Annotated in this window: 22 protein-coding genes; 11 read left to right on the forward strand and 11 right to left on the reverse strand. The window is 40.6% G+C overall.

Annotation, left to right across the window (positions count from 1 at the left end):
* Positions 1 to 5: 5 nt before the first annotated feature.
* Positions 6 to 722, reverse strand: coding sequence for a glycerophosphodiester phosphodiesterase family protein (locus MHB67_RS04740; RefSeq protein ID WP_342492829.1), 717 nt, complete (start codon positions 720 to 722; stop codon positions 6 to 8).
* 305 nt (positions 723 to 1,027) lie between these two features.
* On the opposite strand from MHB67_RS04740, the gene MHB67_RS04745 reads away from it, so the two are divergent.
* The 3 genes from MHB67_RS04745 to MHB67_RS04755 all read left to right on the forward strand — a co-directional run bounded on the left by MHB67_RS04745 (position 1,028) and on the right by MHB67_RS04755 (position 3,143).
* Positions 1,028 to 1,129, forward strand: coding sequence for a YhdX family protein (locus MHB67_RS04745; RefSeq protein ID WP_017360338.1), 102 nt, complete (start codon positions 1,028 to 1,030; stop codon positions 1,127 to 1,129).
* Between the two features lie 164 nt (positions 1,130 to 1,293).
* A complete protein-coding gene (locus MHB67_RS04750) occupies positions 1,294 to 2,382 on the forward strand; it encodes a mechanosensitive ion channel family protein (protein ID WP_151039224.1) in 1,089 nt (362 codons plus the stop codon).
* A 14-nt stretch (positions 2,383 to 2,396) separates the two neighbouring features.
* Entirely contained in the window at positions 2,397 to 3,143 is a 747-nt protein-coding gene (locus tag MHB67_RS04755; protein WP_151039226.1) for an NAD-dependent protein deacylase, read from the forward strand.
* Positions 3,144 to 3,183: 40 nt separating this feature from the next.
* Here MHB67_RS04755 and MHB67_RS04760 read toward each other — a convergent pair whose 3' ends face one another.
* Entirely contained in the window at positions 3,184 to 4,038 is an 855-nt protein-coding gene (locus tag MHB67_RS04760; protein WP_024425738.1) for a polysaccharide deacetylase family protein, read from the reverse strand.
* A 296-nt stretch (positions 4,039 to 4,334) separates the two neighbouring features.
* Here MHB67_RS04760 and dat point away from each other — a divergent pair, with 296 nt between their 5' ends.
* A complete protein-coding gene (gene dat / locus MHB67_RS04765; protein ID WP_133744032.1) occupies positions 4,335 to 5,192 on the forward strand; it encodes a D-amino-acid transaminase in 858 nt (285 codons plus the stop codon).
* Between the two features lie 46 nt (positions 5,193 to 5,238).
* Here dat and MHB67_RS04770 read toward each other — a convergent pair whose 3' ends face one another.
* Entirely contained in the window at positions 5,239 to 5,745 is a 507-nt protein-coding gene (locus MHB67_RS04770) for a universal stress protein (protein ID WP_024425740.1), read from the reverse strand.
* Positions 5,746 to 6,301: 556 nt separating this feature from the next.
* Between MHB67_RS04770 and MHB67_RS04775 the strand changes: the two genes are divergently transcribed.
* Positions 6,302 to 8,059, forward strand: coding sequence for an ABC transporter transmembrane domain-containing protein (locus tag MHB67_RS04775; RefSeq protein ID WP_034282232.1), 1,758 nt, complete (start codon positions 6,302 to 6,304; stop codon positions 8,057 to 8,059).
* Positions 8,056 to 10,071: an ABC transporter ATP-binding protein gene (locus MHB67_RS04780; RefSeq protein ID WP_044333755.1), complete on the forward strand. Its 2,016-nt coding sequence runs from the start codon at positions 8,056 to 8,058 to the stop codon at positions 10,069 to 10,071. Before MHB67_RS04775 ends, MHB67_RS04780 begins: the two co-directional genes overlap by 4 nt.
* Before the next feature lie 117 nt (positions 10,072 to 10,188).
* On the opposite strand, the gene MHB67_RS04785 is transcribed toward MHB67_RS04780, so the two are convergent.
* From MHB67_RS04785 to MHB67_RS04815, 7 genes are all read right to left on the reverse strand, one after another.
* The gene (locus tag MHB67_RS04785; protein ID WP_103132128.1) at positions 10,189 to 10,806 is read right to left on the reverse strand and encodes an NAD(P)H-binding protein; all 618 of its coding nucleotides are present in this window, start codon (positions 10,804 to 10,806) and stop codon (positions 10,189 to 10,191) included.
* A 285-nt stretch (positions 10,807 to 11,091) separates the two neighbouring features.
* Positions 11,092 to 11,295 carry an alpha/beta-type small acid-soluble spore protein gene (locus tag MHB67_RS04790; RefSeq protein ID WP_024425744.1) on the reverse strand — a complete coding sequence of 68 codons (204 nt, stop codon included), beginning with the start codon at positions 11,293 to 11,295 and terminating at the stop codon, positions 11,092 to 11,094.
* A gap of 236 nt (positions 11,296 to 11,531) precedes the next feature.
* A complete protein-coding gene (gene ugpC, locus MHB67_RS04795) occupies positions 11,532 to 12,638 on the reverse strand; it encodes a sn-glycerol-3-phosphate ABC transporter ATP-binding protein UgpC (RefSeq protein ID WP_024425745.1) in 1,107 nt (368 codons plus the stop codon).
* A gap of 144 nt (positions 12,639 to 12,782) precedes the next feature.
* A complete protein-coding gene (locus tag MHB67_RS04800; protein WP_024426580.1) occupies positions 12,783 to 13,658 on the reverse strand; it encodes a helix-turn-helix domain-containing protein in 876 nt (291 codons plus the stop codon).
* 20 nt (positions 13,659 to 13,678) lie between these two features.
* The gene (locus tag MHB67_RS04805) at positions 13,679 to 13,888 is read right to left on the reverse strand and encodes a YheE family protein (RefSeq protein WP_003211787.1); all 210 of its coding nucleotides are present in this window, start codon (positions 13,886 to 13,888) and stop codon (positions 13,679 to 13,681) included.
* A gap of 152 nt (positions 13,889 to 14,040) precedes the next feature.
* Positions 14,041 to 15,399 (reverse strand): YheC/YheD family protein, encoded by a 1,359-nt coding sequence (locus MHB67_RS04810; RefSeq protein ID WP_103132127.1) that lies wholly within the window; start codon positions 15,397 to 15,399, stop codon positions 14,041 to 14,043.
* Complete coding sequence (locus tag MHB67_RS04815) at positions 15,356 to 16,468, reverse strand: YheC/YheD family protein (RefSeq protein ID WP_073204540.1); 1,113 nt, start codon at positions 16,466 to 16,468, stop codon at positions 15,356 to 15,358. Before MHB67_RS04815 ends, MHB67_RS04810 begins: the two co-directional genes overlap by 44 nt.
* 213 nt (positions 16,469 to 16,681) lie before the next feature.
* Between MHB67_RS04815 and MHB67_RS04820 the strand changes: the two genes are divergently transcribed.
* The 5 genes from MHB67_RS04820 (at position 16,682) to MHB67_RS04840 (ending at position 22,575) form a co-directional block, all read left to right on the forward strand.
* Positions 16,682 to 17,815 (forward strand): DUF445 family protein, encoded by a 1,134-nt coding sequence (locus tag MHB67_RS04820; RefSeq protein ID WP_073204543.1) that lies wholly within the window; start codon positions 16,682 to 16,684, stop codon positions 17,813 to 17,815.
* A gap of 121 nt (positions 17,816 to 17,936) precedes the next feature.
* The gene (locus MHB67_RS04825; RefSeq protein WP_024425750.1) at positions 17,937 to 18,293 is read left to right on the forward strand and encodes a YlbF family regulator; all 357 of its coding nucleotides are present in this window, start codon (positions 17,937 to 17,939) and stop codon (positions 18,291 to 18,293) included.
* A gap of 452 nt (positions 18,294 to 18,745) precedes the next feature.
* Positions 18,746 to 19,612: a Cof-type HAD-IIB family hydrolase gene (locus MHB67_RS04830; protein WP_039177545.1), complete on the forward strand. Its 867-nt coding sequence runs from the start codon at positions 18,746 to 18,748 to the stop codon at positions 19,610 to 19,612.
* 113 nt (positions 19,613 to 19,725) lie between these two features.
* Positions 19,726 to 21,225, forward strand: coding sequence for a coproporphyrinogen III oxidase (locus MHB67_RS04835; protein WP_342492923.1), 1,500 nt, complete (start codon positions 19,726 to 19,728; stop codon positions 21,223 to 21,225).
* Positions 21,226 to 21,300: 75 nt separating this feature from the next.
* Positions 21,301 to 22,575: a SidA/IucD/PvdA family monooxygenase gene (locus tag MHB67_RS04840; RefSeq protein ID WP_044333736.1), complete on the forward strand. Its 1,275-nt coding sequence runs from the start codon at positions 21,301 to 21,303 to the stop codon at positions 22,573 to 22,575.
* 37 nt (positions 22,576 to 22,612) lie between these two features.
* Here MHB67_RS04840 and MHB67_RS04845 read toward each other — a convergent pair whose 3' ends face one another.
* Positions 22,613 to 23,836, reverse strand: a complete 1,224-nt coding sequence (locus MHB67_RS04845) for a cation:proton antiporter (RefSeq protein ID WP_034282218.1) — start codon at positions 23,834 to 23,836, stop codon at positions 22,613 to 22,615.
* Between the last annotated feature and the right edge of the window lie 2 nt (positions 23,837 to 23,838).

Raw genomic sequence — 23,838 nt, forward strand, 5'->3', positions numbered from 1 at the left:
TTACATCATTTCTCCTTTAGAAAAAATGGCGGGTGATCCGTCACCACTCCATCAATGGGGTATGTTTTCATCCTGTCGGCTGTTTTTTGATCTTTCACTGTCCATATAAAGACATCCATTCCAAATGAGTGGATGCGATCAATCCACCAGCTGTTGATCATCGTTTTCTTCATATTAAGGCAATCCGCAAAGGAGCTGTACTCCGCTAATTTCCTTTTCGTCAGTTTAAAGGCAGAGGGTTTTATAATAAAAGCTGTTCGAAGAGAAGGGGCGTAAGCTTTGACTCTTTGAAGTGCATTGGCATCAAAAGATTGAACCATGATGTCACGGGAATAGGCAAACCGGTTGATGATATCGACAACTGCCTTTTCAATCCCAATCTGCCGTTTTGGATGCTTGATCTCAATCAGTATCCCGACACGCTGACTGTATCTTTCAAGAATTTCCTGTAAGGTGGGAATTCGTTCGTTGGCGTACTGAGAATCAAACCAGCTTCCTGCATCTAATTTCTTCAGCCGATCAAGTGTATAACCTTTCACTAAACCGCTTCCGTTACTCGTTCGATCAACAGTATCATCATGGATGACGGCTACGTGCTGATCCATTGTCAGCTGGACGTCTAACTCAATATAATCCGCACCCTGCTGAACAGCTAAATCAAATGCAGCGATTGTATTTTCTGGGGCAGCGCTTGAAGACCCTCTATGCGCGATAATATACACATGCTCCAGCTCCTGACATAAGATCTGGTCTTATCATATCAAATTTTTGCAGTTTTTCCTTCTTTACTATATGGTACGAGGGAGAGCTGTATGTAATGGAACATGGCATATGGTGAGTAAGCATCGTGTATGAAAGGTGAAAAGTTGCAGGAATATCCCAAGCTCTTATTGAGTAAATCTGAACTACATCATTTTTTCTTCGATCAATTTTGTCCAAATCGTCAGCGTTCGTCAAAATATTAGTGCTTTCGTCATGTTGACTGAAAATTCTGATGTTTTATAATGATGAAAAGGAGGCGAGATGATTGGGTAAAGGGAGAATTAGAGTGGAAGAACGTATTAAGGCCGAAACGGATGCTGAAATGTTTAAAGCGACTCTCCTTGATCAGGCTCAGAAGAAAAAGTAGTTTGCTGCCCGTCGATATGTCTCTAGCCAAAATTTCATATTTGAACTTCATGCCTCGGGATCAGTCCCGAGGCTTTTTATGTAGAGGTCAGACATTTAAGAGAGGACATGAACGAAGGTTATATTATAAACTAGAGAGGATTGTTTTAAAGGAGAGAGACAGACATGTTTACACAAAAATGGCTGGATACATATTTTACAGTAGATATTGCGATCCAAATTGGTATTAGCCTTTGTATTTTATTGCTTTTTTTATTGCTTCGGAAAGTATTTACGAAGTATTTATTTCAGCTTCTGTTTAGGCTGACGAATCGGTCTAAAACGGAGGTCATTAACCAAATTGTTGTGGCATTTGAAAAACCAGCGAGGCTGTTTTTCGTGGCACTTGGTTTATATTTTGCGTTAAGACAGGCACCATACTTTGAGCATCATATGGATGTCATCATTAAATTGTATAGATCTTCTATTATATTGATGCTGACGTGGGGGCTTTGTAATTTAACCGCTGCATCTTCTTTCTTGTTTCAAAAGGTCAATTCGAAATTTGAATTAGATATGGATGATATTTTAGCACCATTTTTATCAAAGGTACTTCGCTTCATTATTATTGCACTGAGTATTAGTGTCATTGCACAAGAATTTAATTATGACGTAAATGGACTTGTGGCAGGTCTCGGTCTAGGTGGTCTAGCCTTTGCGCTCGCCGCTCAGGATACAGTGGCTAACTTTTTTGGAGGGATTGTCATCATTACAGAGAAGCCTTTTACGATGGGCGACTTTGTGGAGACACCAAGTGTTCTTGGGACTGTGGAGGACATTACATTTCGAAGTACAAGGTTTCGAACACCTGCTGAAGCCGTCGTGACCGTTCCGAATTCTACGCTTTCAAAGGAGCCAATCACAAACTGGACAAGAATGAATAAACGTCAGATTACGTTCTCTGTTCGCGTTTCCTACAATACACCAAAGGAAAACATTGATCAGTGTATTAAGCGTCTCAAACAGATGCTTCACGAGCATGATGGTGTGCATAAGGAGACAATCATGGTAAATCTCGATGTACTGGCAGACAGCTATTTGAACTTGTTTTTCAACTTTTACACAAACACGACAGCTTGGTCTGAAAACCTTGATATTAAGCAGGATATTAACTATCGCATCATAGATATTTTCCACGAGGAAGGGGTAGAATTTGCTTTCCCTGGTCAGGCCATTTATATGAAACAAAAAGGTGAGAAGCAGCTGGGTGAATAAAGGAGGAATGGTGTGTGGACCAAACAAAGGTGGATGTGTTAAGAGAGAAATTATCGCAGGCTTCACATATCACAGTACTCTCAGGTGCAGGTATGAGTACAGAATCGGGTATTCCTGATTTTAGATCAACGGGTGGTCTGTGGACAGAAGATACTTCCCGCATGGAGGCGATGAGCCGATCCTACTTTTTATCAAATCCTCATCAATTCTGGCCGAAATTTAAGGAATTGTTTCAGATGAAAATGAGTGGAGAATACGAGCCAAACAGCGGGCACACCTTTTTAGCCAGCCTTGAGCAACAAGGGAAGCATGTGGATATTTTCACCCAAAATATTGACGGCCTTCATAAAAAGGCGGGAAGCCAGCATGTATATGAACTCCATGGCTCCATTCAAACGGCCACTTGTCCATCGTGTCAGGCGGAATATGATCTGCCTTATTTATTAAAAGAAGAGGTGCCGGTCTGTCAAAGGGTTTCCTCAGACGGCAGTACGTGTGGACGTGTGCTAAAAACAGATGTTGTTCTTTTTGGAGATATGGTCAAACATCTTGATCAAGTGGAGACATCACTTCAGAAAACGGACATGCTGCTCGTCATGGGGACTTCTTTAGAAGTAGCGCCAGCAAGATATATTCCAGAGGATGCAGCTCATGATCCTTCCATCTTCATGGTGATGATGAATTTGAGTGAAACAGAATTCGATCCGCTTTTTGATCTTGTCTTTCATGAGCGAATTGGCGATCTCGTGAAAGCTTTATAAATCATTAAAAAACCCGCATCCTAAAGGTGCGGGTTTTACTTTATTGCTGCAGCGGCTTCATTGTTTCATCAAGGACTTCAAATGTATAACCCTTTGCCTTTAGCTGCGTAATTAAGCTGCTTAAGTATTTTGCCGTCGCCGGCTGATCATGCATTAAGATGATTTTTGGTTCTTTTGGATATTTTGTCTCCAGCACTTGCAGCTGATTTAATACCTCTGGTACATATTTTGAGCTTTTATATTTCCAGTCAAGACTGTCAATGGTCCAGTCCCAGTAGACAAAGCCTTTTTGTTTTAAACGTGCTTTTTGCTGATCGGTTAAATTTGGGGTGCTGCCATAAGGTGTTCTCACAAGATGGGTATACTCACCTGTGACAGAAGCCAAAATGCGCTGATCTTCCTTCATCTCGTTAACAGGAGAATCTTTTTTTTGATAAAAGCGTTTCACATCATGGGTGATGCCATGAAGCCCTAATTGATGACCTTCTTGATGGAGCCTTTTCACAGCTGCCGGGTGTTCTTTAATCTGCGGTCCGAGCATAAAGAATGTGGCTTTCACTTGATGCGCTTTTAGCACATCTAACAGCTGATTTGAAGTCGCTGATGGACCATCATCAAAGGTTAAAAAGATCGTTTGATCCGTTATATGTTTATCTGAATTGATCTTAAAATGTGCATCTAATGTTTTCCGAGAAGCATCTTTTGCTTTCATACTAGTGCTTGTGTCTCTAAATTGACTGCTCGCAGATAATTTCGCCGGCTGATCTGCTGCCTGCATATTGGTTTTGGACATATCCCAAATAAAAAAGAGGATCAGTGTCAGGATGACAAAACCAATCGCCTTTGAGAGCAGCATTGTGTTTGAAGGTGTCTGTTTTTTTTTAACCCGTTGCATTACAATCGCTCCAATAAATCAAAAATTTGTGTCGAATCATGTAGTGGATTCTGTCTTTTTTCGCTGTTTTTTGTCGTGTTTATATGGAGTAAGTATACAGGAAAAAAGAGCCTATGAATATAGAAGATGCTAAAAAATTGGAATCTTTTTGGTTATCAATCTATATTTGTTACAATGAAAGGTTATCCATTTCATATGATGTGAAATAATTCTGAATAATCATTGAAACGAACCCATTTATCCGCTAAGATAGCATCAGATTCAACCATTATTGCAAAGCGAAGGGGAGATTCCATATGAAAATATTGTACAATGGAGATTTCATTGAAAAAAAGGATGCACATATTGATATTGAGGACAGAGGCTATCAATTTGGTGACGGAGTCTATGAGGTCATCCGTGTATACAATGGTACTTTGTTTACGTTAAAGGAACATACAGAGCGTCTGTTCAAGAGTGCAAAGGAAATTGGCATTCATCTGCAAGGTACAGTATCAGATATGGAAGAAAAGTTACAACAGCTCGTCGCTCACAATCAATTAACAGATGGCGGTGTGTATATTCAAGTCACGCGGGGTGTCGCCCCTCGTAAACATCAATATAGTGATTCTCTTACTCCTCAAATCACGGCATATACGTTCCAGGTGAAAAAGCCTGTTCAAGAGCAGAAAGCTGGTGCAAAGGCCATATTATCTGAGGATCTTCGCTGGTTAAGGTGTGATATCAAAAGCTTAAACCTTTTATATAACATCATGGAAAAGCAGAAAGCATCTGAAGCGGGTGCGTTTGAAGCAATCCTGATAAGAGACGGTTTTGTGACCGAGGGAACCTCCTCGAATGTATATGCCGTGATTGATGGCGTGATTCGTACTCATCCTGCAAACAATCTCATTTTAAACGGCATTACTCGTAGAAAGCTGCTGGAGGTATGTGAGGAAGAAGGGTGTACTGTTGAAGAAACTCGTATAAGCAAAGAAGAACTGCTGCGCGCTCAGGAAATCTTCATCAGCTCGACGACAGCTGAAGTCATTCCGATTGTTGAAATAGATGGCGAGCCAGTAGGGGAAGGCGTTCCAGGCAAGCTGACAAAGCGCGTACAGGTAGGCTTTCAGCAAAAAATTAACCATGAAAGTGAAGCATCGATCTCTTCATAAATAAAAAAAGGCTGTAAACTAATGTTTACAGCCTTTTGTGATGCATTTATTTCACAATAAGCACAGGTATATCTGATTTTGTTGATAACTTTTCACTCACACTGCCAAACAGCATTTTTTTCAATCTGCTTTGGTCACGTGCTCCCATGACGATGAGGTCTGCTGATATTTCCTCCGCATATTCGATAATCGCTTCCGCTGGTTCTCCCTCTACAATTTCAATGGCAGCCTCAAACTGCTCCTCATTTAAAAGCATTCTTGCTTCCGCAACGACCTCTTCTGTATGGTCTTCAAAAATCAAGGGACTTTGCTGTTCATCATGAGGTACATATACAGGGGGTGTTTGAAGATCTGCCGTACCGCCGCCGATATAAGCTCCGCCAGTCATTGGGCGCGGCACATCAAACACCTGTCTGTCTGTTTTGCCATCATGTGCATAGGTAACGGTCAGCTTGGCATGTAAGGTTTTAGCTAAAGCGATTGCCTTTTTTAATGCTTTCTTACTGTCTTCATGTCCATCAAACGCAACGACCATCCGATCAGCTTGAAACAATGTCCTCATTCCTTTCAAAAGGAGTCTTTACACTCATGGTATACCCGTTAATAGAAAAAGATACACATAAGGAAGATGGATTTTTGTTAGAAAATTTCATTTATTGAAAAATATTTATTGACAAAATGGTGACAGCCACTATAAGATAAAAAAAGATTCAAGAGCCAAAAGGAGGAAATGTCATGTGCAACATTGGAAGAATGAAATCAAACTGCATGAATGGGTTGATTCACGTGACAATTACACCTTCATTGGTCATTGAAAAGGAACTCGTCTGTTCCAATTGATCGGATGAATCAAGGCGTATGTTGCGTATTTGTCAACATGCGCCTTTTTACATGACGAAAAGAGGCGTACCAGCAAGCTGGTGGCCTCTTTTTTTGTTGAATTCATTTCGCATTTCGAAATAAAGGGATGAAAAACAACAAGTAAATGAAGAGGAGTGAAAGCATGTGAACAAGCCAAAATCAAGACAAATGACAAAAGCTCAAAAAACGAAACAAGGTGACTTGCAGGAAAATTTAGAAAGCGGCTAGCTTGAAAAGGAGAGACAAACATGTTTTCAGTATTTGCGAAATTAGGCTGGTTCTTTAAACAAGAGTGGAGGCGTTATACGATTGCTATTACGCTCCTGCTCATTGTGAATGTGCTTGAAATGCTGCCGCCAAGATACCTTGGCCAGGCAGTTGATGACATTCGTTCTGGTCAATTTACAACATCCAGTATTGTGTTTTATGTGACCATTTTTTGCTTACTAGGTGTCGTCGTCTATACACTTACATATTTTTGGATGTATCAGTTATTTGGCGGCGCAAATGTCATGGAGCGTGTGATGCGTGGGAAACTGATGCGCCACTTGCTTAAGATGACGCCTACCTTTTATGAAAAGAAAAAAACCGGCAACTTAATGGCATTAGGTACAAACGACTTGAATGCTGTGGCCTTAACAACAGGCTTTGGCGTTCTGACCTTGGTTGATTCCACTGCTTATATGCTGATGATCTTCTTTACGATGGGGCTGACGATTAGCTGGAAATTAACCTTAATGGCGATTATTCCTATGCCGCTGATGGCGCTCTTGATTGCGTTTTATGGAAGCAAAATTCATGAGCGCTTTACAGTCGCTCAAGATGCATTTGGTGATATGAACGATCGCGTTCTTGAATCAGTGGCAGGTGTCCGGGTCATTCGGTCTTTTGTGCAGGAGAAACAAGATGTCGAACGCTTTCGAGAAATGACAGATGATGTATTTCAAAAAAACATGCGAGTGGCGATCATTGATTCTTTGTTTGAACCGACAGTGAAATTACTTGTGGGGATCAGCTACTTAATCGGAATCGGCTACGGAGCCTATCTCGTGTTCCAAAGTGATTTAACCATTGGGGAGCTTGTTGCATTTAACGTCTATCTTGGCATGATGATCTGGCCAATGTTTGCGATCGGCGAATTGATTAACATTATGCAAAGAGGAAATGCGTCGTTAGACCGGTTAAATCATACACTCAGCTACAAGCCGGACGTAACAGATGCTGCTCAGCCGAAAACGTTACAAGAGCCTGGAGATATTGAGTTTGATCATGTGACATTCAGATATCCAACCTCATCTAAAGATAATCTCATTGATGTGTCCTTTACCGTTCGAAAAGGACAGACGATTGGGATTACAGGCAAAACAGGAAGCGGCAAAACGACCATTGTCAAACAGCTTCTGCGCCAGTACCCGGCAGGTGATGGGCAAATCTTGCTATCAGGTGTTCCGATCCAAGACATTGAATTAGATCAGTTATTTCAATGGATCGGATATGTACCGCAGGATCATATACTTTTCTCAAAAAGCGTGGAACAGAATATGCGCTTTGGTCATCGTGACGCGAAACAAGATGAGTTAGCACAAGCAATCAAAGATGCTTACTTTGAAAAGGATTTACGCCTTTTGCCAGAGGGTCTGGAAACCATGGTTGGGGAAAAAGGTGTGGCGCTGTCAGGCGGACAAAAACAGCGAATATCTATTGCACGTGCTTTATTAATTGATCCAGACATTTTAATTCTGGATGACTCATTATCTGCGGTAGATGCAAAAACAGAAACCGCTATTTTAGAAAATCTAAGACAAAACCGCCATGGCAAAACGACGTTTATTACAACTCATCGCCTATCAGCTGTTGAACATGCCGATCTCATTCTTGTCATGGAAGAAGGACGCATTGTCCAAAAAGGCACCCACAACGAGCTCATCCAGCAGGATGGGTGGTACAAAGAACAATTTTTGCGTCAGCAGCTAACAAATCAGCTGGAAGGAGGGGATGAGGCATGACAACAGGAAGAAGACTCCTTGCCTACGCACTCCTATATAAGAAAGTATTGTCTGTTGCCTTAATCTTTCTAATGATTGCAGTTGGTGCTGAGCTGACAGGGCCGTTTATTGGGAAGAAAATGATTGATGATCATATTTTAGGTGTAGAAAAACCGTATGTCGAGGTCAATGAAAAGACAGACAAAACCGTTTATTACCAGGGAAATAACTATATACGAAGCGATCGATTAAATAATGGAATGGATTCTGGAAAGCAAATCAATGTAGTGCAAGTCGGGTTCGGTTACTATTTTGTGAATGAGCCGATTCGTTTTGATGGAAACAGAAAAATATCGGGAGATCAGCTCACCATTGATAATGGGAACGAGCGTGAAACCTATGAGGTAAAGCGTTTATCAAAAGAGGAGATTTTCGCTTTTTATCAGCCAGAAATCAGTGGTTTGGTGCAGCTTGTTCTATTTTATCTAGGACTGCTCATCGTTGCGATTTTCTTTCAGTATGGGCAGCATTATTTGCTCCAGAGGATTGCAAATCGAATTATTCAAAAAATGAGGGTAGACGTATTTGAGCACATCCAAACGCTGCCGATCCGCTATTTTGATAATTTACCGGCTGGAAAAGTTGTCGCAAGGATAACAAATGACACGGAAACCATTCGTGATTTATATGTAACAGTCCTTGCAAATTTCGTGACAAGTGCTATTTACATGATTGGGATTTACATTGCCATGTTTTTATTAAATGTGAAGCTGGCACTCATCTGTTTGGTTGCTGTACCGATTATTTTCCTATGGTCGATGACTTATAGAAAGTTTGCATCGGTGTACAATCACCGCATTCGTTCGATCATCAGTGAAATCAATGCCAAACTAAATGAAGCCATTCAAGGGATGACAATCATTCAAGCCTTTCGTCATGAAAAAGCGACGCAAGAGGAATTTGATGAGCTGAACAACAATCACTTTCGATATCAGCGAAAGATGCTGCATTTAAATTCACTTCTTTCACATAACTTGGTTAACCTGCTGCGAAATTTAGCATATGTCGCACTCATTTGGTATTTTGGCGGTGCGTCGCTAAGTGCGACAGGCATTGTGTCCATTGGTGTGCTCTATGCGTTTGTCGATTATTTAAATCGATTGTTCCAGCCGATTACAGGCATTGTGAATCAGTTCTCTAGGTTGGAATTAGCAAGGGTTTCATCAGAAAGGGTTTTCCGATTATTAGATGAACCAGGAACAGAAGTGGAAGAACCTGTTCAGAAGAAGCTGGAGGGACACGTTCAGTTCAAAGATGTCACCTTTGCTTATAATGAAGGGAAAAATGTCTTAAAGAACATTACGTTTGAAGCGAAGAAAGGTCAAACGGTTGCACTTGTGGGGCATACTGGTTCTGGGAAAAGCTCGATCATGAACTTGCTGCTGCGTTTTTATGACATTCAGCAAGGAGACATTCTCATAGATGGTGAAAGCATTTATGATCAGTCGCGTCAAACGCTCCGTAAACAAATGGGCATTGTGCTGCAAGACCCGTATTTATTTTCTGGAACGATTGCCTCCAATGTGAGCTTAGGGAATGAAGACATCAAAAGAGAAACGATTGAATCCTCATTAAAGCAAGTAGGTGCCGCAGAGTTATTGAAGCACCTGCCAGAAGGCTTTGATGAACCAGTCGTTGAAAAGGGAAGCACCCTTTCCTCAGGGGAACGTCAGTTGATTTCATTTGCGCGCGCATTAGCGTACGATCCAGCGATTTTAATTTTAGATGAAGCCACCGCGAACATTGATACAGAAACAGAAGCGATCATTCAGCGGGCACTTGATGTAGTTAAAGAAGGACGAACGACTTTTGTGATCGCTCACCGATTATCCACTATTAAAAAAGCCGATATGATCTTGGTGTTAGAAAAAGGTGAAATCGTCGAGCGTGGCAGTCATGAACAACTCATGCAGCAAGAAGGGCTGTATGCACAAATGTATGAACTACAAAAAGGTGCTGTTGCAAACAGCTGATGAATAGTAGAAAAAAAGAGCCTCATTTAATTGGAAGAGGCTCTTTCCTTTGCATGAAAAAGTCGAGGGTTCTGTCCTCGACTTTTACTGGTTATATTGTTTGGACAGGCAACATCATCAATAAGCGATGCCGACGCGTTGATGTACAAACTCCTTCGAATTTAACTGCTGATATAAAAAGTGTGCGGTATCGTCAACTGAAATTTTCTTTCCATCTATAGGGAGAAAATCTTTCTCATAGCGATATGACCGTGTCACTTCTCCATCTGGTAAATAGGTTGGACAAATAATGGTCCAATCTAGATCAGTCGATTGAAGGATTTCAAACGCTTTCGCATGCTCTTTAGCTGCTCGGGAAGTGGTCCGTCTTGATTCATTTGTTTCAAAACGGTAGAGCTCCGGCTGCTGCCTTGCTTTTAAAATGCCTGCTGTACCAATTGTAATAATTCTTGATGTATTCGTTTGCTTCATGGCTTGTACGATATGCTCCATTGAAACAGATAATGTATCATCACCATCTGTTGATAGACAGCTCACAACAATATCTGCTCCTTTGATTGTCTCAAGCACATCTTCTCGATTTCTTGAATTGCCGGTGACTTGAAACATACCCGCAAGCATTTCTTCTCGGTTTGTCCGAATCAATGAACGAACCATGTAACGTTCATCTACTTGAACGAAACGAAGAAATGCTTGTCCTACACGTCCATGAGCACCGAAAAGAGCTATTTTCATCTGTTCGATCCCTCCACTACATACTATAAGTGAAAAGAACCCAAATTGGTACAACTTTTATGTGATGCTTTTTTTATAAAGATGAAAGGACCGAATACTATGAGCATATTCACATAATAGAGAGATCCCTACAAATTGTAAAAGTTCAAAGTTCATACCAGAAAAAATGTCCATGAAGATCCGCTCCTTTCTACTACATGATATGAGCTGAAAGGAGTTTGGTGAGGGATCAAAACAAAAAAAGAAGACACCATAAGAGGTGCCTTCTATGATCCAGATATGAAATTAAGCTTTTGTTCCGCCAAGGTTTTGTTGAGCGAAAGACACAAGACGTTTTGTAATTTCTCCACCAACTGAACCGTTAGCACGAGATGTTGTTTCTGCTCCAAGATTTACACCAAATTCAGAAGCGATTTCGTATTTCATTTGATCGATCGCTTGCTCTGCTCCAGGAACTAGTAATTGGTTTGAACTATTAGAATTAGCCATGATGTGATTCTCCTTTTTGTATATGATTTGTTTTTTTTTGGTTGGGTTTGCTGGAATCGCACCAGCGAATGATCAAGTCATTTGCCACTTGGCGAAACCCAATGCAGTAACTGCTTTGTACTAAGTATTATGGTTATTTCCGAAAAAAACATACGAAAAAAGAACATGGTAAATGTTGTGTTAACATACAAAAACCATCACCCAATGATGAGTGATGGTGCTGCTTATATATCTTTTTATTCTGCTGAGCGAATGCGCAGCTCTGTATCCGAATCAAAGAAATGGGCTTTGTTCATATTAATCGCAAGAGGGATAGACTGTCCGGCCTGTACATCGGTACGAGAATCAACACGTGCAATAAACGATTGACCATCGATAGAAGAATAAAGCATCGTTTCTGCCCCCATTAATTCAGCTACTTCTACGTCAGCATGAATTTTTGTGCCTTCAGACGCCTCTATAAATACTGGTTCATCGTGAAAATCTTCTGGTCTGATGCCTAAAATGACATCCTTTCCAATATAGCCTTGGCTGCGTAATACTTTCATTTTTCCTTCTGGTACACGAATATGAGTTTTTCCAACCGCAATGGCACCGTCAGAGAGCTTTCCTGTAAAAAAGTTCATCGCAGGTGAGCCGATAAATCCACCTACAAACACATTCTCTGGGTTTTCATATACATCTTTCGGAGCTCCTACCTGCTGAATAAAACCATCTTTCATGACAACAAGGCGTGTTGCCATTGTCATGGCTTCAGTCTGATCATGTGTCACATAGATAAATGTCGTTTGCAGACGCTGATGAAGCTTAGAAATTTCAGCACGCATCTGAACACGGAGTTTTGCATCTAAATTAGAAAGCGGTTCATCCAAAAGAAAAACCTTTGCATCACGTACAATCGCTCTGCCAAGTGCAACACGCTGTCTTTGACCTCCAGACAGTGCTTTTGGTTTCCTGTCTAAATATTGCTCAAGCCCTAATATTTTAGCTGCATTTCGAACCCGCTCATCAATTTCTGCTTTCGGAAACTTCCGAAGCTTTAATCCAAAAGCCATATTATCGTACACATTCATATGAGGATATAATGCATAGTTTTGGAAAACCATTGCGATATCCCGGTCTTTCGGCGCTACATCATTCATCCGTTTTCCATCTAACAGAAAGTCTCCTTGTGATATTTCTTCTAGACCTGCAATCATGCGAAGGGTTGTTGATTTTCCGCAGCCTGATGGACCAACAAACACAATAAATTCTTTATCTTCTATATGTAGATTAAAGTTGTCTACTGCTGTTACCTTGTTATCGTATACTTTATAAATTTGATTCAGCATCATTTCAGCCATTAGATGTCAGCCTCCCCAGTCCTTCTTTTTTTGAAAGCGCTTTACTAGTAAATAAAGTGTATAAAATGAGGAAGAGTCTGTAAATGGACAACGTGCACAACATCCTATTTTCATTTTTGGGCAGGGTGCTCATGTCTTCATTCTTTATGAAAGATCGAGTAGAGTCATCATCAAATAAGCAGCGGATGCTTCTGGAAAATGTCGTATATCTAGCCCAGTGCGCTCAATAAATTTATCAATTCGATATTGAAGACTGTTTCTGTGAACATATAACGCTTTTGCTGCTTTGGATGCGTTTAAATTACATTGCATATAGGTCATGAGAGTTCGGTAAACATCCCGGTCAAAGACCGCTTCTTTAAAAGCATCTGAAATAGCATGAGAGAGTGCGGATGCATCATAACAAATGAACGAAGGCAGGCATTGATAAAATGTGGCTGCCCCTGATCTAAGCTTTTCTCGCTGCATATGGTATAAAAATAGCTGTTGTTCATTTAATAACCTCATCTGTAAATGGTCATTTGGCAAATGCAGCTGTCCTTGTATAAAGACTGAGTCTGTTAAAAAATCACTTGTAATAGCTAGAGACAAATCATTTAACTGATCTAATTGACTGTTTTCTGATGTGGCATTTGGTTGAATCAGCATAGCTGTTTCAGGGCCTGTCCATATGAAATGAGTATGTTCGAGGCTGTTATTCACAGCCTCTTTTATTTGCTGTCTTTGTTCTTCTTGATGGATCATTTGAAAATAATAAACACGGACGGGATGTTGGACAGTTAGTGGTTTGTTTTCAAAAAGATAGCTGAACCATTTTTGTTCATCCTCGGTCTGCGCTTTTTGAAATAGATCAATTGGTGTAAGAAAAGAGTTGAGAAGAAGTGTTTCTCTTTCTGAAAGCTCCGATTTGTTTACTCCAAATATTTCACCTTCGTCTGTTTGATACCAAAGAATTTGTTTGTCATGAGTAGGTGTGCTGATGATATGGTCTCCGTAAACAAGTTTTAATTTTTCTAACATGGCGGGGCTCCTTAAACAGTTTAATCATAGACATGGAACAGCATTAATTCGTGGATTTCTTCTTTTAAAGTTGGTTCTACTTCATGGGGCGGAAGCTGAGAGCCCCATTCAATGTCACCTGTTTTGTGGTAGATGCCTTCATAGTGTGCACCATTGTGGAAAAAGGATATTTTCCAGCCTGGCAATTGTGCTTTCTTAAAAAGGGGTTTCCATTGAAAATGAGAAATCATATCATCATTGCCTCCTTGCTTTTATTGATGAAACAATAAACAAACACGACAACACGGAAACAACCTTGAACTTGATTTTATTGTATCTCATCTCATGAAAAGAGCATAGAAAAAGCATAGATTTATGAGCACTGACATGTGACAAAAAAGCGTCAGTAGACGTTCGCGTGATCTGAAGTGGTGAGTGCCGTTTTTGAAAGGTAAGATGCGTAATCCATGATTCTTTTTCCAATCAGCCATTCTGATTTTTTCAAAGAGACATGCTGGAAAATCTCTCGGCCAGGGCGAGAATTTGCTTCGAACATCCAAATTGCACCTGTTTGATCAATGCCTAAGTCAAAACCGATTTCACCAATATGCCCGGTCATTTTTTTATCTATCACCTGGCTAAGCATGATGGCAGTATGAGAAAGCTGCTGTAAAATCTGCAAACGTTTCTTTTCTTCTGGAAAGACAGCATAAAGTGTTTTCACCGTCCCCCCGTGTAACTGGTGAGTCGTAATGGTATGATCTCCAGAAACCTTTGCTGCTGCTGCTGTGACTGTCCAATCACCTTCTTTATTTTTATTCGTATGAACTCTGAAATCCATCGGTTGATTGTCTATTTGAAGAAGCTCAATGCCTTGTTGTGCAATAAAATCATGAATTGCATGATCCTTTCGCAGCCTTTGAACAAACTGATCTATTGAATCATATGGAATAGAATTTCCGAAATTTGAGGATACAGTGATTCCGTCGTTTTCCTTTTTTAACTGATAAATCCCGTCTCCATGACTTCCGTTTGTTGGTTTTAAGTATATAACTTGATGCAGATGGAGGAGTGTTTCAATTTTACTAAGAGCGTCCACGGGATCTAATTGTACAGAATGTGGGAGAAAGGACCATGTTTTTTCATCTGTTAATAGCTGTTCATGAATCTCCCATTTATTAAAAAAGTAAGGGTTGAACCAAGGGATATCATAGTCTTGGGTGAGCTTTCGCTTCGTTTCTTGAATGAGTGCCGACTGAGCAGCTTTTCTATTTGGAAGCCGGTCATAAATGACTGACGGAAGGGGAAGCTGTTTTTTAACCCATGAATCTTCGTGGTACAACAGTCCTTCTACAATTCCTTTTTCCCAATCAATAGAATGTGACCCAAAAAGATAGGCAAAACCAGGATGCTGCCTGAAAGAGTGCAGCAGTTTGATAAAAAATTCTGATCTCGTTCCTAATGGCTGTGTACTTTGCTCAAAACCTGCAGTGAAAATGCCAACCAACGGCCCTATAAAAAGTGTATGGTCAATGATGATCACATCAGCTTTTGATTGGTAAGGAATCAGTAAACCTCTGTATAGATCTTCAGATAATAAAATTTTATTTGGATGCTGATGATAGGAAATGTTGAAGCCATCTACTAAACGAGACCCTAGAGCAAGAGAATAGATGGCATCTTTCTGTTTATAATGGACGGGAAGATGAATTGTTTTTTCACTTGTAAGGTGTGGGGCGATGATGCAACGCTTTCTGTTCATAAGAAACCTCCTTCGGTTGAGACTTTGTCGATTGCGCATGTTCAAGAATGATACGAATCAATTCGTGTTCCTTCTCAGGATAAACATTTAAAAAAGCGGACCGCCCTGGCTTTGATCTGATATTTGATATGAAAAGTCTGCCTTCACTTGTATGAAGTAAGTCTACTGCGAATTCAAAGCAAGGAGAGTAAGTTTTATCTATATAAGCTGGGAGTGATGCCTGAATGGATGCAATATCATCTAAAAGGAGTTCCTTGATGTGTGGCTGCAATGTATTTAGATAGTGTTCAAAGCCTATCACAGGAGCTGATTTTTGTGTATGACTTAAAAGACAATTTTCTGCAGGTGATTTTGTGTGAATTCCCATGCGTTTCCATTGATTTTGTGAATCTTTCATAAGGAAAATCTTGATTTCATTGAATAAAATTTCTTTTTGATCATTCGTGTTGAAAAATTGAAGGAAATACCGGCCTGCATATTTTTTGCACCAGCGCTCCAGCTCTGACGTACGAGAAAATGTAATGGTTTGATTGGAACTTAGTTGAACAGTAAATGTTGATTTGCCATCAAAGGAAATGAAGTAAGTAGATGCTGCATGCTGAGGGGAGAGAGGCTGCATTCTACAATAACCGCCAGCACCGTACTCCCTTACCATATTGATCAGGTCTGAGGGCTCTTTTAATAAAAAGCAGCCAGGTAAATATGGCTGTGAAGCAGAGAGGAGACGGAGCTGCTCAAATAGCACCATTTTATTTGAAATGCCGGTATTCAAAAAAACTGTTTTTGGATATTTTTTTAGCCATTCCATGATGGGTTTTGCTTTTTTAGATTGTGCGTCATGCCGGTAAAGACATCGGTCATAAATCAAGTCGGGAATCGGAAATTGTGCGTCGGCAAACCCTTGGCCATTCGTATATGCTTGGCCTTGTATCAAATTTGAAGCCGGCTTTAAATCAAATGGTGTAAAACGAACAACCTCTAAACGATAAGAAGAGGCAGCTTTGGCGAGCTGCAGAGTGAATGCCTCTTCATACTGCGGAGAAAGGCTCGCAATACCTAATGTTGTCATTAAAAAACACCTTCTTTTCAACTTCTTTTTTTACCATCAAAAAACATTTTTTTATGATTTTACATAAAGCTTACGCTCCTTTATCATTACGACAGATCGCTTGATCATATGTCTCGCTGCATGCTTCATTTGCTTGGGAACTTGACAACAACTATAATACGTATAGATCAAAACAATAAACCTCGGGTGTTGTTTGAAAGGTAGATGACGACTTTGAATATATTCACAACGTTTATCTTTATGATTGTTATCGGCGCAGTCATAGGAGCAGCGACAAACCATCTTGCAATTAAAATGCTTTTTCGGCCTTATAAGCCATATTACTTATTCGGAAAACAGCTTCCATTTACACCAGGGCTTATTCCTAAAAGAAGAGACGAAGTAGCCAAGCAGGTTGGTGTCATGGTTATGGAGCATTTGCTCACGCCAGAAGGTATTCAAAGGCGATTTGAATCATCGGAGGCAAAGCAGGAGATCCTGCGTACATTCCATCGATATATTGACAAAGGCGCAAATATGGAGATCACCGTATTCTCACTGCTAGAAAAATTCGGCTTTTCACAGGCTGATGTCAAAGCAGATAGATGGCTCCATCAGTGGTCTGACCAGAAGCTCGCTTCATTGCTTGAAACATATAACGAGCAAACTTTATCTGAATTGCTCCCGGTAGAAGTGGAAACCAAAATATCATCAAAAATTCCAGATGCAGCAGATTATATTTTAAAGAGAGGCATTCATTATTTTGAAAGTGATGAAGGCAAAGCCAGGCTTGGCAATATGATTGATGATTTCTTAAAAGAACGGGGAATGCTTGGCAGTATGGTCCAAATGTTTCTAGGGAATTCAAGCTTAATTGACCGTGTGCATCCAGAAATTATCAAGTTCTTAAGAAATGCAGAAACAAAAAGATTTTTAGCAGATTTACTTGTTCAAGAATGGGACAAGGTGAAGCTATTTTCTCTTCATGAGCTTGATGAAAAATGGAATGTGAAGGAACTTATTTTTAGTGTGAAAAATCAATTGCTTTCTCATTTCTCTACAAAGCTGATATTAGACAAACCAGTTGGAACTTATGTCAGTGCTGTAGCGGATGACCTTAAAACATATTTTGCGCCAGTGTTGATTAATAAGGGGATCGAAGCGGCTTCAAATGCTTTAGAGAGTCTGCTTGCAAAGCTGCAATTTGAAGATATCATTCGTGAACAAATTGAACTTTTCCCGCTTGAAAAAATGGAAGAGCTTGTAGTCAGCATCTCTAATAAAGAGCTGAAGATGATCACATTTCTAGGCGGTCTTTTAGGCGGGATGATTGGTGCTATCCAGGCTGTTTTTGTGGCGCTATTCTAAGACAAGCTATAGAAATTTTAATGAATTCATTGTATATATGTGAAACGAAAGCCATAGTTTGTTATAGTGGAGTGGTGTCCGCCGATCATATCGGTGATAACGGATAGAAAGGAGACATAACATGTCTGTAAATCTTTATGATGTTGCATATGACCTTGAAAAAGCATTGCGTCATAGCGAAGAATATTCAACTTTAAGAAATCTTTATGATGAGGTAAACGCGGATGAGTCCTCTAAAAGAATGTTTGAGAACTTCCGTGACATTCAAGTAAACCTTCAACAAAAACAAATGACTGGTCAAGAGATCACACAAGAAGAAGTGGAGCAAGCTCAAAAAACAGTTGCTCTTGTTCAGCAGCACGACAAAATCTCTCAGTTGATGGAAGCAGAACAACGTGTGAGTGTTCTTATCGGTGAATTAAATAAAATTATCATGAAGCCACTTGAAGAGCTTTATGGGAATCCAGAAGAAAACTAATGGAAAGGGCGATGTCATTCGCCCTTTTTTGTTTTATCTTTTCTCCTCAATATCTTTTAAAAAAAGGTTGTCGAAGCACATAAATTCTGCGATAATACTTATATTGAAAGTGCTTTCAAAAAGGCGCTCTCAAGGGACAATTGGGTGCGTTTCACTTGGGATTTATGGCGTTGAGCCAAACGAGAGAGAAGCGCTTCTGGGAGAAACGCAAAGCATCATAAGGGGATCTGATATAAGCAATGCTTTGGTGTGTAAATGATAAGGGGATCATGGGGAGCTTCATCACTCCATTGTAACGCATCCAAACCATACATAAAAAAAAGCCTAGGGGTAGGCTTTTTTTATTTATCCATCTATTCATAACCTAGGGCTCTTTCAACTGCATGTTCTAAAGCACCAAGCTAGGGCATATCCTCATCGTAAGTACAGTCATCAAGAAGGGGGATGCCTCAGTGTCAAAAAAACTACTTGCACTCAATATAGATGGGACGTTACTTCGTTCCAATGGTAAAATCCATTCTGCTACAAAAGAAGCTGTGGAATATGTAAAGAAAAAAGGGGTTTACGTGACGATTGTCACCAACCGGCATTTTCGTTCCGCTCAAAAAATTGCCAAGGCGTTGAAGATTCCAACATCAACCCTTGTGACGCATAGTGGTGCATTTATCGCCGATAAACTCGATGAGCCGCTTCATGTGAAAAAATTAACGGAAGAAAAGACATTTAATCTTGTGCAAATCCTTGAAAGCTTCGATTGTAATGTCCGCTTGCTGCATGAAAAATTCTCGATCGGCAACCGGAAAAAAACGCAGTCTCAGCTGATGGGAAAGACGCTCATTCATCCGTCTGATCCAATTTTCTATCCCGTCCAATTTGTTGAATCTTTAAGTGATATGCTGATGGATGAACCAGTCAGTACTCCAGTGATTGAAGTATATTCGACCGCGGAGCTTCAGCCTGAGATTCACAGGACCATTCAACAAGCATTCCCATCTGTTGATCTTATTAGGATCAGTGATGAGAAAATGAATATTGTATGCAAAGGGGTTTCGAAGGAAGCGGGACTTTCTCTTTTAACCTCTGCACTCGGTTTTACTTTAGAAGATACGGTTGTCATTGGTCATGGAACAGATGACATTCCAATGCTTGAATTGGCTGGTTTAGGCGTTGCTATGGGAAATGCCCCCAATGATGTCAAGCGTAAAGCCGATTGGGTGACGCGCTCGCATGATGAACAGGGTGTGGCTTATATGATCAAGGAATACTTTAGAATGCAGCAAAGAGAAGGATTTTTACATCAATTTGATATTAAGCGATAATACAGTGAAGGCCCTGTCAATCAAGAAATGACAGGGCCTTCGTCTGTTCCCTTCATTGCTTTTCCTACATGAATTTTGTAAAATGAAACAAGTTTGAAGATAAAGGTGATATGATGCGAATTTTAATTAAAGGGCTGTCAGATGAACGATTTCATCGCCCGCTTGTCAATATAGCCAATTTATTTGAAGAAGATAGTGAAGTGATGTTTGAACCAAGTGAACTGGATGATGGTTTGATCATGGTATTTAGCTGGAAGGAAGAAAATGGCATGGTGGAAGCATCTGGTCATATCGATGGATCAGACATCACCAGTCGTTTTTCGCGGGATGTTCCAGAGAGCTTGAACGATAAGGAGCGCTGGAAACAAATCAAAAACACAGTGCTGTCTGTTTATTTACACTTGCTTCAGGAGCACACAGGAATGACACAAAAGTGGGGGATTCTCACAGGAATACGTCCGACGAAATTGCTTCATAAGATGCTGAGAGAGGGCATGTCAAAGGAAGATGCACATACGGCGTTAAAGCGTGATTACTTGATTCATGATGAAAAAATCAATTTGATGCAGGAGATTGTCGATCGTCAGCTTAAAGCCATTCCAGATCTGTATGACCTTCAGCAGGAAGTGAGTATTTATATTGGCATTCCTTTCTGCCCCACAAAATGTGCTTACTGCACGTTCCCTGCTTACGCCATTAAAGGACAAGCTGGCAGAGTGGGAACGTTTTTGTTTGGTCTGCATTATGAAATGCAAAAAATGGGCGCATGGCTAAAAGAACACGGGATCAAAGTGACGACCGTTTACTTTGGCGGAGGCACGCCAACGAGCATCACAGCGGAAGAAATGGACTTGCTGTATGAAGAAATGTATCGCTCGTTCCCTGATGTGAAGCATATACGGGAAGTGACTGTCGAAGCAGGGCGTCCTGATACGATTTCCCCTGATAAGCTAGAGGTGCTAAACCGCTACAATATTGACCGGATTAGCATTAACCCGCAATCGTATGAGAATGAAACACTAAAGGCTATTGGCAGGCATCATAGTGTGGAAGAAACGATTGAAAAGTATCACTTATCAAGACAGTACGGCATGAATAATATCAATATGGACTTAATCATTGGATTGCCGGGAGAAGGGCTCAAAGAATTTCAGCACTCCTTGCAGCAGACTAAAGAGCTCAAGCCTGAATCTTTAACCGTGCATACACTCTCCTTTAAAAGAGCATCTGAAATGACGCGCAATAAGGAGAAATACCAAGTAGCAGACCGAGAAGAAATCACGCGTATGATGGATGAAGCGGTCTCTTGGACGAAAGCACATCAATATCACCCGTATTATTTATATAGACAAAAAAATATTTTGGGAAATCTCGAAAATGTCGGGTATTCATTAGATGGACAGGAAAGTTTGTATAATATCATTATCATGGAAGAAGTACAGACAATCATTGGCATTGGATGCGGTGCAGCAAGTAAATTCATTGATCCACGATCAGGAAAAATTACGCAGTATGCCAATCCAAAAGATCCAAAATCGTATAATGACCGGTATGAACAATATACAGAAGAGAAGATTCAATTCCTTGAATCATTATTTATTTCTCACGTTTAAACACTGCGATGACGCAGTGTTTTTTTCATTTGTAAAAGGGTATATAAGTGATAAAAAGGTAAAGCAGGTGTACATATGATAGATGTGATCGGAATTGGGATTGGGCCCGCCAATTTAGGATTGGCCGCTTTGTTAGAGGAGTATGAGGAAGTCTCATGCTGTTTTTTTGAACAAGAGTCTGAGTTTGCTTGGCATCCTGGTATGCTGATCAAAGGAACGGATTTGCAAGTTTCCTTTTTAGCAGACCTTGTCACAATGGCGAATCCAAGGAGCAGGTATACATTTTTAAATTATTTACATGAATCAAATAGACTTCACCGGTTCTATACATTTGAACAGTTTGATATCCCTCGGAGAGAATTCAATGAGTATTTATCATGGGTGGCAGGAGAATTAGACAGCTGTCAGTTCGGGATGAAGGTAGAAGAAGTGACGGACTGCCAAGATGGCTACCTTGTGAAAGTCAGACGGCTGAACGATGGATCGCTTTCTGAGTATCGTGCAAAGCATGTCGTGTTAGGCACAGGAAGCAAACCAATGATTCCAGTCGATGTGCCTGAAGCAGCATACCCATATGTGACCCATAGCAGCCGTTATTTAGATCAGCAGAAAGCACTTCACGAAGCTGAGTCGGTGGCGGTAATCGGCTCAGGGCAGAGTGCAGCTGAAATTTTCTTAGACCTGCTTCAGCATCAAAAGAAAGGACAGCAGCTTTCATGGTTTACACGTTCTAGTGAATTTAGAGAGCTGGAGACGGCAGAACTTGGCCAAGAACTTTTTACACCAAAGTATGTCGAGTATTTTCATTCGCTTCCTTATGAAGAACGTATGAACACATTGCCTAGGCTGACAGGATTAAGAAATGGCATCGATGCATCAACGCTTTCGCGCATTTATCAGGAGTTGTATCATCGCTCCGTTTCAGGTGAAGAGCCATCTGTGCTCATTCAGCCAATGACCGAGCTTGAAGCGATTCAAAGAGGAGAGCATCAGCCTTTGGAGCTGCATCTCAAACAGTGGCAGCTGAAGAAAGAAAAAAGCATAACTGTAGATCATGCTGTATTGGCTACAGGATACACGCCGAATATTCCTGAATGGTTTAGTGCATATGAACCTTTGATTGAATGGGAAAGTGATGAGCATTTTAAAGTGACAGACGACTTCAGGCTTGTGTTCAAAGACAAGCGTTCAAATCATTTTTTTACATTCACGAATCTTGATCATTCTCATGGAACAGCGGCGACCAATTTGAAACTATCGATTTACCGCAACCAGAAAGTCATTCGAACCATTCGCGGGGTCGAGGAAGCGCCAGTCAAGCAAGAAACTGCATTTCAGCAATTTGAATAAGACATAAAAAAGGGCCCAAGCATAGGGCCCTTTTTCATTAGATTGTCGTTTCTTTTTTTACTTTTGGTTTTTCAGGTTTCCATTTGAAGATTTTGTTTAGGATTTGATAGATTTTCTTAGATTCTTTCGTTACGAGCGGTCCTAAGATCGCAAGGATTAAGACATACAATGCAGCAAAGGGTTTCAAAGTAGCGGCAAGTCCGCCGGCGATGCCAAGCTCGGCAACAATGATTGAAAACTCTCCTCTCGATACGATGGTTAATCCAATATTAGAAGAGGCTTTATGAGAAAATCCAGCTCTCCGTCCAGCGAACATTCCGGCAGTGAAGTTCCCAATTAAGGTAAGAATCACAGCGCCGATCGCAAGCCAGAAGGCATCACCCAATGTAAACGGATCGATACTGAGACCAAAGCTGAAAAAGAACATCGCTCCAAAGAAATCTCTAAACGGAACCACGAGATGCTCGATGCGGTCAGAGTGCTCTGTTTCTGAAAAAACAAGACCAAGTAAGAGAGCCCCAATAGCCTCTGCTACATGAATCGTTTCTGAGAAACCAGCGACAAAGAACAAAGCCGCAAAAATCACAATGATGAACACTTCGTTTGAACGGATATCAAACAACTTATTTAATAGTTTTGGCAGCTTCCGCGCAATGATAAAGAAAAGCATCATATAACCAAAAGCGATTAAAATCGATAATAAGGCACCGCCAACAGTAGTGGCATCTCCAAGAACAAGACCTGATACGACGGATAAATATACGGCAAGGAAAATATCCTCAAACATAATAATCCCTAGAATTAACTCTGTTTCAGGATTTGCCGTCCGTTTCAAATCGACAAGGACCTTGGCCACAATGGCGCTGGATGAAATGGTGATCACCCCTGCCATAATGAGAACCTCAAGGAATCCAAACCCTGTGATAAAACCGTAGAGCAGTCCTAAGCTGAAGTTGATCAAAATATAAATAGATCCGCCGACTGCAATAGATTTACCCGATTTAATGAGTTTTCCGACAGAGAACTCAAGTCCAAGATAGAAAAGAAGGAACAGGACGCCCATTCTGCCAAAAAACGAAATGATCTCCGTGCTTTCGATAAATTTCAAATCAATGATCCCGATAGTTGGAGCATGCGGCCCAACAATCATTCCGAGGACAATGAGAAAAGGGATGATAGAAAATTTAATTTTATTGGCGATTAAGCTGGCGATGGCGATAAGAATTAGCGCCGTCCCAACTTCAAAGACTAAATGATCCATTC

Origin of the sequence: Bacillus sp. FSL H8-0516 (genome assembly GCF_038635285.1) — a bacterium.
GTDB lineage: Bacteria > Bacillota > Bacilli > Bacillales > Bacillaceae > Bacillus > Bacillus safensis.